12 protein-coding genes are annotated in these 12,858 nt (G+C 46.1%); all 12 read left to right on the top strand.

The features are described from left to right. Positions 1-56 precede the first annotated feature (56 nt). The 12 genes from lepA to D479_RS14240 all read left to right on the top strand — a co-directional run bounded on the left by lepA (position 57) and on the right by D479_RS14240 (position 12,852). A complete protein-coding gene (gene lepA, locus D479_RS14295; protein WP_008638299.1) occupies positions 57-1,874 on the top strand; it encodes a translation elongation factor 4 in 1,818 nt (605 codons plus the stop codon). Between the two features lie 73 nt (positions 1,875-1,947). Then, positions 1,948-3,087, top strand: coding sequence for a radical SAM family heme chaperone HemW (gene hemW / locus D479_RS14290; RefSeq protein ID WP_008638298.1), 1,140 nt, complete (start codon positions 1,948-1,950; stop codon positions 3,085-3,087). A gap of 99 nt (positions 3,088-3,186) precedes the next feature. Then, positions 3,187-4,209 (top strand): heat-inducible transcriptional repressor HrcA, encoded by a 1,023-nt coding sequence (gene hrcA, locus D479_RS14285; RefSeq protein WP_008638297.1) that lies wholly within the window; start codon positions 3,187-3,189, stop codon positions 4,207-4,209. A 124-nt stretch (positions 4,210-4,333) separates the two neighbouring features. Beyond that, complete coding sequence (gene grpE / locus D479_RS14280; protein WP_008638295.1) at positions 4,334-4,867, top strand: nucleotide exchange factor GrpE; 534 nt, start codon at positions 4,334-4,336, stop codon at positions 4,865-4,867. 35 nt (positions 4,868-4,902) lie between these two features. Further along, entirely contained in the window at positions 4,903-6,723 is a 1,821-nt protein-coding gene (dnaK, locus tag D479_RS14275) for a molecular chaperone DnaK (RefSeq protein WP_008638293.1), read from the top strand. Between the two features lie 160 nt (positions 6,724-6,883). Further along, the gene (dnaJ, locus tag D479_RS14270; protein ID WP_008638291.1) at positions 6,884-8,008 is read left to right on the top strand and encodes a molecular chaperone DnaJ; all 1,125 of its coding nucleotides are present in this window, start codon (positions 6,884-6,886) and stop codon (positions 8,006-8,008) included. A 118-nt stretch (positions 8,009-8,126) separates the two neighbouring features. Beyond that, on the top strand, positions 8,127-9,065 hold the full coding sequence (prmA, locus tag D479_RS14265; protein ID WP_008638290.1) for a 50S ribosomal protein L11 methyltransferase: 939 nt from the start codon (positions 8,127-8,129) through the stop codon (positions 9,063-9,065). Between the two features lie 6 nt (positions 9,066-9,071). After that, positions 9,072-9,824: a 16S rRNA (uracil(1498)-N(3))-methyltransferase gene (locus D479_RS14260; RefSeq protein WP_008638287.1), complete on the top strand. Its 753-nt coding sequence runs from the start codon at positions 9,072-9,074 to the stop codon at positions 9,822-9,824. 86 nt (positions 9,825-9,910) lie between these two features. Then, on the top strand, positions 9,911-10,582 hold the full coding sequence (gene deoC, locus D479_RS14255; RefSeq protein ID WP_008638285.1) for a deoxyribose-phosphate aldolase: 672 nt from the start codon (positions 9,911-9,913) through the stop codon (positions 10,580-10,582). A 165-nt stretch (positions 10,583-10,747) separates the two neighbouring features. Continuing rightward, the gene (rpsU, locus tag D479_RS14250) at positions 10,748-10,921 is read left to right on the top strand and encodes a 30S ribosomal protein S21 (protein WP_008638284.1); all 174 of its coding nucleotides are present in this window, start codon (positions 10,748-10,750) and stop codon (positions 10,919-10,921) included. Between the two features lie 20 nt (positions 10,922-10,941). Further along, positions 10,942-11,388 (top strand): GatB/YqeY domain-containing protein, encoded by a 447-nt coding sequence (locus D479_RS14245; RefSeq protein WP_008638282.1) that lies wholly within the window; start codon positions 10,942-10,944, stop codon positions 11,386-11,388. Between the two features lie 123 nt (positions 11,389-11,511). Continuing rightward, positions 11,512-12,852 (top strand): nodulation protein NfeD, encoded by a 1,341-nt coding sequence (locus tag D479_RS14240; protein WP_008638281.1) that lies wholly within the window; start codon positions 11,512-11,514, stop codon positions 12,850-12,852. Positions 12,853-12,858: the final 6 nt, after the last annotated feature.

Genomic DNA, 12,858 nt, shown 5'->3' with positions numbered 1-12,858 from the left:
TTTGTATTGCTATAATCAAGCTAGATATTTGTGCCGAATTTCAGTAGGAGTGATTTATGTTGACAACACAATCGAAACAAGAAAGGGTACGCAACTTTTCGATCATCGCCCATATTGACCACGGGAAATCGACGCTTGCTGACCGAATTTTAGAAAAAACAAACGCCCTTACCCAAAGGGAAATGAAAGAACAGTTCCTTGATGCGATGGATCTGGAAAGGGAACGCGGAATTACGATTAAGCTGAATGCCGTTCAGCTGAACTATAATGCTAATGACGGGCTTGACTATACCTTTCATTTAATCGATACACCAGGACACGTCGACTTTACATACGAAGTGTCAAGAAGCCTTGCTGCCTGTGAAGGTGCCATTCTTGTAGTAGATGCCGCACAAGGGATTGAAGCGCAGACGCTTGCAAACGTCTACCTTGCATTGGAGAACGATCTGGAAATTATCCCGGTCATCAACAAAATCGACCTTCCAGGTGCGGACCCGGAACGGATAAAACAAGAAATCGAAGACGTTATCGGCATTGATGCGTCGGATGCAATCCTCGCTTCTGCAAAAGAAGGAATCGGGATTGATGAAATTCTGGAACGGATCGTAACGGATATTCCTGCTCCGGAAGGTAATGCGAACGACCCGACGAAGGCGCTTATCTTTGATTCTTTATATGACTCTTATCGTGGAGTCGTTGCGTACACATGTGTGCGGGAAGGATCTATTAAGCTTGGTGATAAGATTAAAATGATGGCTACTGGTAAAGAGTTCGAAGTTAATGAACTCGGTGTTTTCCGCCCTACACCGACGCCATTGAAAGAATTGAATGTCGGGGACGTCGGGTACCTCTCTGCATCCATCAAAAACATCGGCGACAGCCGCGTCGGTGACACGATTACTTTAGCCAACAATCCTGCTGCCAATCCGCTGCCGGGATATAAAAAGATGAACCCGATGGTGTTCTGCGGGATGTACCCGGTGGATGCCAGTAAATACAACGATCTCCGTGACGCACTTGAGCGTCTGGAGTTGAATGATTCTTCCCTCCAGTTCGAGCCGGAGACCTCCCAGGCACTCGGTTTCGGTTTCCGCTGTGGTTTCCTTGGTATGCTCCATATGGAAATCATTCAGGAACGGATTGAAAGAGAATATAAAATCGATTTAATAACGACTGCTCCGAGCGTTATCTATAAAGTCCGCATGACGGATGGCTCCGAAATGGACGTGGACAACCCATCCATGATGCCGGATAACCAGAAATTAGAGGAAGTGCAGGAGCCCTATGTGAAGGCGAGCATCATGGTGCCGAATGATTACGTAGGTCCTGTCATGGAGATCTGTCAGAGAAAACGCGGGAATTTCATGGATATGCAGTATCTCGATGATAATCGTGTCAATGTCGTCTATGAGATTCCGTTGTCAGAAATCGTTTATGACTTCTTCGATTCCTTGAAATCCCAGACGAAAGGTTATGCATCCTTTGACTATGAATTGATCGGTTATCGTTCTTCCAATCTTGTGAAGATGGATATTCTTCTTAACGGGGACACAATCGATGCCTTGTCCTTTATCGTCCACCGCGACTTCGCTTATGAGCGAGGGAAGCTGATTGCCGATAAACTGAAGAAACTTATTCCGAGACAACAGTTTGAAGTCCCTGTTCAGGCTGCTATCGGCAACAAAGTCGTTGCGCGTACGACAATCAAGGCCATGCGCAAAAACGTTTTGTCCAAGTGTTACGGGGGAGACATTTCAAGGAAGCGTAAGCTCCTTGAGAAACAGAAGGAAGGGAAAAAACGCATGAAGATGGTCGGCTCTGTAGAAGTGCCGCAGGAAGCGTTTATGTCCGTCCTTGATTTGAATGAAGACTAAAAAGGTGCGAAAGAAGCAAACCGCAGGAGATTTTCTCTTGCGGTTTTCCTTATGAAAGGTGGAAACACATCCAATGACTATATCATCCGCTTATATACACATCCCGTTCTGTCAGCAGATCTGCCACTACTGTGATTTTACGAAGTTTTTCTATAATGAGCGTTTAGCTGATGAATATCTTATTGCTCTTGAAAAAGAGATTCACACATACATTCCGAGCGGAAAGGCAAGTGTGCGTACCATTTTCGTCGGAGGCGGGACCCCGACGGCGGTAAACCATCAGCAATTGGAAAAGTTATTGAAAATGATCGACGCCCATTTCGATGTCGCCGGTTGTGAGGAATATACATTTGAGGCGAACCCGGGCGATTTGGATATGGAGAAAGTCCGGCTCTTGAAAGCCTATGGAGTCAACCGCATTTCCCTCGGTGTTCAAGTGTTCGATGATGATATGCTGGAAAAGATCGGCCGTGTCCATAAAGTGAAAGATGTCTATACAAACATCGACAGACTTTTGAGCGGCGGGTTGTCGAATATAAGCATCGACCTCATGTACGCCCTGCCGGGTCAGACGGTCGAGGATTTTAATAAAACCATTGACGAAGCCCTGCAGTTCGGGCTTCCGCATTACTCCTCTTATTCGTTGCAAATTGAACCGAAAACGGTGTTTTATCAAAGGTACAAAAAGGGTAAGCTCTCCAAGGCTCCGGAGGAACGCGAAGCTGAAATGTATGAGCTGCTGCAGCGCAGGCTTGCTGATGCAGGAGCAGTCCAATATGAGATCAGCAACTTCGCAAAGCCGGGGTTTGAAAGCAAGCATAACTTGACATACTGGGATAATGCTTATTATTACGGAATAGGTGCCGGGGCACATGGATACATGCCCGGCAAGCGTACCATCAATATTCGTCCGCTTCCTGCCTATGTTAAGCAGGCGATGGAAAACGGGAAACCTGTCCTTCACGAGGAACCGATAACGAGAAAAGAAATGATGGAAGAAGAGATGTTTCTCGGCCTTAGGAAAACGCAGGGGGTAAAAGTGGAACGTTTCAAAGAAAAGTATGATCAGCCAATAGTCGATGTGTTCGGGCAGGCGATTTCAGCGATGAAGGACCGCCGGTTAATGGAGGAAGAACAAGGATACCTCCGCCTGACTCCAAAAGGTCGCATCCTCGGCAATGAAGTATTCCAGGAATTTTTATTAGATGACTGAAAAAACCGAGCTTAACCGTTGACATGGGAAAGTCCTTTTGATAATTTATTATTAGATTTAGCACTCGCTGTATAGGAGTGCTAACAGAGGTGATCATCGATGTTAACAGATAGACAATTGCTGATACTGCAAGTCATTGTTGATGATTTCATTTCGACTGCGCAGCCGGTCGGCTCGCGGTCCATATCAAAGAAGGACTCTGTGACATTCAGCTCGGCGACTATACGGAATGAAATGGCCGACTTGGAGGAAATGGGCTTTATTGAGAAGACACACTCTTCTTCCGGTAGAGTGCCCTCAGAGAAAGGCTACCGTTTCTACGTCGATCATCTGCTGTCACCACTTCGATTATCCGGTTCAGAGATAACCACTATTCGGGGAGCATTCGCTGAACAAATGATGGAATTCGAACGGGTAGTTCAGAAATCGGCAAGCATACTTTCCGATTTGACGAACTACACTTCCATTGTACTCGGGCCGGAAATATTCGAGACGAAATTGAAGCAGCTGCAAATTGTTCCTTTATCCGAACAATCAGCTATAGCCATCCTCGTCACGGACACCGGCCATGTGGAGCACAGAGCTTTCAACGTTCCATCCGAAATCTCTGGTGCCGATCTGGAGAAGATGATGAATATCCTGAACAGTCGGCTGCAGGGTGTACCGTTAGTGAAGCTTCACGAGAAGCTTTTCACAGAGATTGATGAACTGATCCGTAAACACACTTCCCAGCATGAGGAAGCTTTCACTTATTTGAGGGCTGCCCTTATTGACGATCATCCGTCTAAATTGTATATCGGAGGGAAGACCAATATTCTCATGCAGCCTGAATTCAGGGATCTGGATAAAGTCCGCTCTCTTTATGCCACTATGGAAAAAGAGGCAGAAATGGCAGATCTCCTCCGTTCTGATCCAGAGGGCATCCATGTGAGAATCGGACAGGAAAATCCTTTTGACAGCATGCAAAACTGCAGTTTGATTACAGCAAGTTATCATTTGGGAAATGATCAAGTAGGAACGATTGCACTGCTAGGTCCTACGCGTATGGAGTATAATCGAATGTTTTCCCTTATGAACGTGTTATCCAAGCATATGACCAGGACCTTCCGCGATTGGTATTGAATCGTGTGAGAAAACTTCAGATGGGTGCATGATTCCCATCGCTTCTTTTTGTCTAATGCTTTTTTATGGATAGGAATTCATGTTATAGTCAGTAACGGCTAATGGAAAGTAGGAGGTGGAAGTCATGGAAGAGAACAAACAGGAAATCATTGATGACAAAGAATTAGAAAACGAACAAGATGCAGACCAGGAAGTTGTAGAAGAAAGCAACGACGAGCTGGAACAACTGCGACAGGAGAAAGAAGAAATTAATAATCGTCTGCTTCGTCTGCAGGCAGATTATGATAATTTCCGCCGCCGTACTCAGAAAGAGAAAGAAGCGGATCGGAAATATAGATCCCAAAGCTTGGTGGAAGAGTTGATTCCGGCATTGGATAACTTTGAACGTGCCTTGGCGGTTCAAGTAGACGGAGATTCTGCCAAAAACTTCTCTGAGGGTATGAAGATGGTGTATAACCAGTTCAAGACTGCTTTGGAGAAAGAAGGGGTGGAAGCAATCCCTGCCGAAGGAGAAGAATTCGATCCTCACTTGCACCAGGCTATCATGCAGGTGGAAGATGAAAACTACGAATCCAATGTCGTAGTAGAAGAGTTGCAAAAAGGTTATCGCTTGAAAGACAGGGTTATTCGCCCGTCTATGGTTAAAGTAAATCAATAATATTAGAAGAGTATGTTAAAGGAGGACACAAACCAATGGGTAAGATCATCGGTATTGATTTAGGTACAACAAACTCTTGTGTTGCAGTTATGGAAGGTGGAGAAGCGAAAGTTATTCCCAACCCGGAAGGAAACCGCACGACTCCATCCGCTGTAGCCTTCAAAAATGGGGAACGTCAAGTAGGGGAAGTCGCTAAGCGTCAAGCGATCACAAACCCGAATACAATCCTTTCTGTGAAACGTTACATGGGTACAGACCACAAAGTTGAAGTAGAAGGCAAAGAGTACACACCACAGGAAGTGTCTGCCATCATCCTTCAATATATCAAGAGCTATGCAGAGGACTATCTTGGAGAAACAGTGGATAAAGCTGTTATCACTGTTCCAGCATACTTCAACGATGCAGAGCGTCAGGCAACGAAGGATGCAGGGAAGATCGCAGGACTTCAGGTAGAGCGTATTATTAACGAGCCTACGGCCGCAGCACTTGCTTACGGCATTGACAAAGAGAATGAAGATCAAACAATTCTTGTATACGACCTTGGTGGCGGTACATTCGACGTCTCTATCCTTGATATCGGTGAAGGTACCTTTGAAGTAGTTTCTACTGCCGGAGATAACCGCCTTGGCGGAGATGACTTCGACCAGGTTATCATCGATCACATGGTAGCTGAATTCAAGAAAGAGAACGGCATTGATTTGTCTCAAGATAAAATGGCGAAACAACGCCTGAAAGATGCAGCAGAAAAAGCGAAAAAAGACCTTTCTGGTGTAGCTCAGACGCAGATTTCCCTTCCGTTTATTACGGCTGGCGAAGCTGGTCCACTTCACTTGGAAATGAACTTGACTCGTGCAAAATTCGAAGAGCTTGCATCTGACCTTGTAGAACGCTCTATGAAGCCGACTCGTCAAGCGATGAAAGATGCCGGTATGAGCGCAAGCGAAATCGATAAAGTTATTCTTGTCGGTGGTTCCACACGTATTCCTGCTGTACAGGAAGCCATTAAGAAAGAAATCGGTAAAGAACCGTCTAAAGGTGTTAACCCTGATGAGGTAGTTGCGCTGGGTGCATCCATCCAAGGCGGCGTATTGCAGGGAGATGTTAAAGACGTTGTTCTTCTTGACGTGACACCACTTTCCCTGGGTATTGAAACAATGGGTGGAGTAACAACGAAATTGATCGAAAGAAATACGACGATTCCGACAAGCCACTCCCAGGTGTTCTCTACTGCTGCAGATAATCAGACAGCGGTTGATATTCATGTCCTTCAAGGGGAACGTGAAATGGCTCAGGATAACAAAACACTCGGCCGTTTCCAATTGACGGATATCCCGCCTGCACCACGTGGTGTTCCGCAAATCGAAGTTAGCTTTGATATCGATGCGAACGGTATTGTAAACGTGCGTGCGAAAGATATGGGTACCAATAAAGAGCAATCCATCACGATTAAATCTTCTTCAGGACTTTCTGATGAAGAAGTGGAAGATATGGTACGTCAAGCGGAAGAAAACGCCGAAGAAGATAAGAAGAAGCGGGAAGCTATCGAACTTCGTAACGAAGCAGACCAGCTAATCTTCACAACAGATAAGACTATCAAAGATCTTGGCGAGCAGGTAAGTGAAGAAGATAAGCAAAAAGCGGAAGCAGCGAAAGAAGAACTTCAAACGGCGCTTCAAGGAGAAGATCTTGAAGTGATCAAAGAGAAGAAAGAAGCTCTTCAAGAGCACGTACAGGCTCTTTCTGTAAAACTTTATGAGCAGGCGCAGCAGCAGGCTCAAGAAGCGCAGGGTGCTTCTGGAGATGATGATGTCGTTGATGCAGATTACGAAGAAGTCAACGAAGACGATAAAAAGTAAGAGAAGGTAGAATTCAAAAGTCAAAGTCAGGTTCTTCTTGACTTTGGCTTTTTTCTTGAAGAGGAAGGACGATGGTTTCGGCAAGAGAACCATTTGCCTGCCTCCTTCTTCAATGTTAATATAAACGTTATGTAATAGCGTCCGGGAGAGTGATCGACAAGTGAGTAAACGTGACTATTATGAGGTTCTAGGAGTTTCCAAAGACGCCTCCAAGGAAGAAATCAAGAAAGCTTATCGTAAACTGGCACGTAAGTATCACCCTGATGTCAGTCAGGAAGAAAATGCATCAGATAAGTTCAAGGAAGCGAAAGAAGCCTACGAAACGCTGAGTGATCAACAGAAACGTGCACAATACGATCAATTCGGCCATGCCGGTCCAAATCAGGGCGGCTTTGGTGGTTTCGGCGGCGGAGGAGAAGACTTCGGCGGCTTCGGTGACATCTTTGACATGTTCTTCGGCGGCGGTCGTCGTCGTGACCCGAACGCTCCGCAAAAAGGTCAGGACCTTCAATACACGATGACCCTGCAATTTGAAGAAGCGATTTTTGGTAAAAGTGCAGATATTCAAATTCCGACGGAAGAAGAATGTGATACCTGCGACGGTTCCGGTGCGAAGCCCGGCACGAGTCCTGAAACCTGCCCGCATTGTCAAGGAAGCGGTCAAATTAACCAGGAGCAGAATACACCATTCGGCCGTGTCGTGAATCGCCGCGTCTGCCATCACTGCCAGGGGACTGGTAACCTTGTCAAAGAAAAATGCCAGACCTGCGGTGGCGATGGTCGTGTGAAGAAACGCAGAACCATCCACATCGACATTCCTGCCGGCATTGACGATGGTCAGCAGATCCGCGTTCAGGGCAAAGGCGAAGACGGTGTCAATGGAGGACCGGCAGGAGACTTGTTCGTCGTTATCCGTGTCCAGCAGCACGAGTTCTTCCGCAGAGACGGCGATCACATTTTCTGTGAAATTCCGCTCACGTATGCACAGGCGGCACTTGGCGATGAAATCGAAGTTCCGACTGTTCACGGCAATGTGAAGCTGAAAGTGCCTGCGGGTACACAAACGGGAAAAACCTTCCGCTTAAAGGAAAAAGGGTCTCCGAATGTTCATGGCCGTGGTCATGGCGACCAGCATGTCAAGATGAAAGTGATCACACCGAAGAACCTGACAGAGCGTCAAAAGGAACTGTTGCGTGAATTCAATGATATTAGTGGAAATGAAGCGACAGAAGAGCAGCATGGGAATTTCTTCGAGCGTATGAAGCGCGCGTTTAAAGGAGAATAACAGATGTACGTGTCTGTACGAAAAGGTCTAAAGGGTCTTCTGACAGGATTTCCCTGTCCTGTCGTACAGGCACTTTTTGTATGAGAAGAATTCAATATAATGAAAAGGGTGGGAACCTATGAAGTGGTCTGAAGTCTGTATCCATACGACCAGTGAAGCAGTTGAACCGGTATCGAATATTCTCCATGAGTCTGGAGCGAGCGGAGTCGTCATCGAAGATCCGGAAGATATGAAACGATATAAGACTAAGCTTGGAGAAATCTATGAGCTTAATCCGGATGACTATCCGAAAGATGGAGTATATGTCAAAGCTTATATGCCGATGACTAGTTTTCTTGGGGAAACCGTGGACGGCATTAAACGTTCGGTTAACAACCTAACCGAATTCGGTATCGATATCGGGAGAAATGAAGTCACGATCCAAGAGGTACATGAAGAAGATTGGGCAACATCGTGGAAGAAATATTATAAACCGGTGAAGATTTCCGAGAAAATTACCATTATCCCTACGTGGGAGGACTACACGCCGGTATCCAGTGACGAAATCATTATTGAAATGGATCCAGGAATGGCATTCGGTACGGGGACTCACCCAACGACGGTTCTCAGCATTCAGGCACTGGAACAGTACCTTGTTCCGGGAGACAACGTGATCGATGTAGGAGCAGGGTCCGGCATTTTAAGCGTAGCATCCATTCTTCTAGGAGCGGAACACGCGTATGCTTACGATTTGGACGACGTTGCTGTGTCCAGCTCAAAAAATAATGCTGCTCTAAATAAGGTCGATGATAAAGTGACGGTTCAGGTCAATGATCTTCTTCAAGGGGTGGACTGGGAAGCGGATCTGATCGTTTCCAACATCCTTGCAGAAATCATTGTTAAGTTTACTGATGACGCGTATAACGTGGTGAAACCGGGTGGCTATTTCATCACATGTGGTATTATTTCAGCCAGGAAAGAAATGGTCAGAGATCGTCTGGTGGAATCTGGTTTTGAGATCGTCGAAACAAACATGATGGAAGACTGGGTCAGCATTATTGCACGAAAACCGGAGTGATGGACGATGCAGCGATATTTCATTGATCGAGAACAGTGGCGGGATAGCCATATCACCATAGTTGGTAATGACGTACATCATATAACGCGTGTGATGAGAATGGGAACCGGTGATGAAATCATAGCCATCCATCCCGATAAGGGACCGGCTCTTTGTAAAATTACGGATATATCGGAGGACACCGTTGTATGTAAGTTTGGTGAATGGCGGAAGGAAGACAGGGAACTTCCGGTACAGGTGACGATCGTGTCCGCAATCGGTAAAGGCGACAAGCTTGAGCAAGTTGTTCAGAAAGGAACGGAGCTCGGTGCCCATGCCTTCATCCCGTTTAAAGCGGAGCGTTGTGTCGCGAAATGGGAGAATAAAAAAGTGGATAAAAAAATCAACAGGCTCGAGAAAATCGCTAAGGAAGCGGCGGAGCAGTCAGAGCGGTCTCACGTCCCTGACATTTATCCACCCGTATCATTATCAGAATTAAGAACCAGAAAAAAAGCTTTCGACCGGTGCTTTTTTGCATACGCAGACGAGGCAAGAAGAGGAAGTTCGTATGCACTGCACACACGATTGGCAGAAGCATCTCCGGGAGAGAAGGTTCTCGTGGTCTTTGGTCCCGAGGGCGGCTTTTCTGACCAGGAAGTGCAGACGCTGGATGGGGATGGATTTTTATCTATCCGCTTAGGACCCCGGATCCTTCGTATGGAGACAGCCCCTCTTTACTTCTTGTCCAGTATTTCTTTTCTGTTCGAGGAACAGGAATAAGTGTGCGGTTTTTATATTTGAATCGCTTTCATGCTGTGCTACAATAAGATGTACGAACAACTAAACCGTGAAAGGACGAATCATCCATGGAACAAAACTTAGCTAAAATGATAGACCACACGCAACTGAAGCCGGATACACCAAAAGAAAAAATCACTCAGATTTGTGAAGAAGCGAAAGAGAACCATTTCGCTTCTGTTTGTGTAAACCCACACTGGGTCGAGTATTGCTATAGTCTGTTGAAGGATACAGATGTGAAGGTTTGTACCGTTATTGGTTTCCCGCTTGGAGCCACTTCGAAAGAAACGAAAGCTTTTGAAACGAAGCAGGCAATCGAGAACGGTGCTACAGAAGTGGACATGGTTATTAACATCGGAGAGCTTAAATCAGGGAACAGTGCTCTTGTACAGGAAGATATCGAAGCTGTCGTTAACGCTGCCAAAGATCAAGCTCTTGTAAAAGTTATTATTGAAACATCTCTTCTGACAGACGAAGAAAAAGTAACGGCATGCAAACTTGCCAAAGCAGCAGAGGCTGATTATGTTAAAACATCAACAGGTTTCTCCGGCGGCGGTGCAACGGTTGAAGATATCAGCCTGATGCGCAAAACCGTAGGCCCGGAAATGGGTGTCAAAGCATCCGGCGGTGTCCGCGACTATGATGGAGCAAAAGCGATGATTGAAGCGGGTGCGACCCGGATCGGTGCAAGTGCCGGGATTTCCATCATTAATGGAGGACAGGGTACCTCTGATTACTAATCAAGGATTAGCAGCTGGTTAACGTGGAAGAAAACGGTAATAAAGATCGGTTATTCCGCAAAAAAAGTTGACCGTATGTGCTCCTTATAATATAATTGTCAAAGGTATGGGGGGTTCCCATACAAGAGAAACAGTTTTGTTTGCTTCGGAGGGAGGGAAATTAGCATGTCAAAAACAACTCGCGTTCGTAAAAACGAGTCTCTTGAAGATGCTCTTCGTCGCTTTAAGCGTGATGTATCAAAAAGTGGTACATTAGCGGAATATCGTAAGCGTGAATATTACGATAAGCCTAGCGTACGCCGTAAGAAAAAGTCTGAGGCGGCTAGAAAGCGTAAGTAATTGTAGAGGGTGTTGAAGAGATGACTATTACAGACCGTCTAGCCCAGGATATGAAAACGGCCATGAAGGCACGTGACAAGGAACGTTTGTCAACGATCCGCATGGTCAGAGCTTCTATGCAGAATGAAGCGATTAAACTGGGGAAAGACTCATTATCTGAAGAAGAAGAATTGACTGTTTTAACCCGTGAGGTAAAACAGAGAAATGATTCCCTCCATGAATTCAGAGAAGCTGGACGTGAAGATCTTGTAGAAGGACTCGAACGTGAACTTGAGATTTTACAAGTATATATGCCGAAACAGCTGACAGATGAAGAACTCAAGCAAATCGTTGATGAAGCGATTGCGGAAGTAGGAGCTGCTTCCAAGAGTGACATGGGTAAAGTCATGAGCGCCGTCATGCCTAAAGTTAAGGGCAAGGCCGACGGAACCAAGGTCAATAAACTCGTTCTTCAGCAATTATCTTAAACAATATAAAGGCCTCTCTTATTAAGTAAGAGAGGCCTTTTTATATTTTTGAAACCTGAAACCGCATTCGTTCGTATAGGAATGGTACGATGGGAAAACTATCTGGAGGGAGGTGATGGAGGAATGAAGAAATCGGTTCGCGTTTCGCTCTATGCGGCAATCCTTATCTTCGCCTTATACTTAGCAATCAGTCCTGGAGATATCATAACTCAAGCAGATGGTGAAGGAGAGACTGTATATATCGTTCCTGTAAGGGATACGGTGGAAAGGGGAATGGCGGCCTTTCTTGAAAGGGTAACGTCTGATGCCGAGGAAAACGGTGTCGACCACATCATTTTTGAAATTGATACTCCCGGCGGAAGGGTAGATGCGGCCGGTGACATCGGCGAGATCTTTCAGGATCTCGACATTCCCAACACAGCATTTGTCACAAGCAGAGCGTATTCAGCCGGTTCTTATATAGCATTGAATGCAGATACTATATACATGAAACCACAGGCGACGATGGGAGCTTCCGGAGTAATCAATTCTGATGGGACAGCGGCCGACAAAAAAGCACAGTCTGCCTGGATTTCAGCTATGGTGGCAGCCGCTGAAGCGAATGGAAGAGATCCACAGTACGCAAGAGCCATGGCGGATAGTAATGTAGACCTCCCCGACTATGGTGCGCCGGAAGGAGAATTCCTCACGTTAGGTCCGAAAGAAGCAGAGGAAGTCGGTTATGCAGAAGGAATCGTAGAAGATCGTAATGAACTGTTGAGTGCGCTTGGTTTATCGGATGCAGAGATAGTTGAAGAGAACCCAACGCTTTCAGAGAACGTGGCCAGATTTTTAACGGATCCTGTCGTCATTCCGATCTTGCTTTCAATCGCAAGTATAGGGCTTGTAGTGGAGCTTTATTCACCTGGTTTCGGTATACCTGGAATTATGGGAGCGTTGGCACTCGTCCTGTTCTTCTACGGACATATTGTCGCAGGACTTGCGGGATATGAGGCGATCATTCTGTTGATTCTTGGTGTAGGCCTGGTGATAGCGGAGTTGTTCCTTCCGGGAGGGATAGCCGGGGTGATTGGGGTTGTAGCTATTGTCGCCGCCCTTATGATGTCCTCCGCGGATATGGGGCACATGGCGATGAGTATCGGAATAGCTCTGATTGTTACCATTATCGTGTCCGTCATTCTTTTCAAGACGATCGGACTCGAAAAGGGATTTTTCCGCCACATTATTTTAAATGACTCCACCTCCAGTGATAAAGGATACGTGTCGTCGGTAAGCAGGCTGGAGCTTATAGGTTTGGAAGGAAGCGCCATCACCCCGCTTCGCCCATCCGGAACCGCTGATTTTGATGGAGAAAGGCTTGATGTAGTCACAGAAGGCGGTTTCATCGGAATAGGAGAAAAAGTGAAAGTTGTGAAGACAGAAGGGTCCAGAATAGTTGTCAGGGCCTTAAAAACAGACGAATAAGAGGAG

This window comes from Halobacillus sp. BAB-2008, assembly GCF_000328325.1.
Lineage (GTDB): Bacteria > Bacillota > Bacilli > Bacillales > Halobacillaceae > Halobacillus.
Note: the sequence above shows the minus strand (reverse complement) of the source record. Positions and strands in the feature narration are given on the sequence as shown.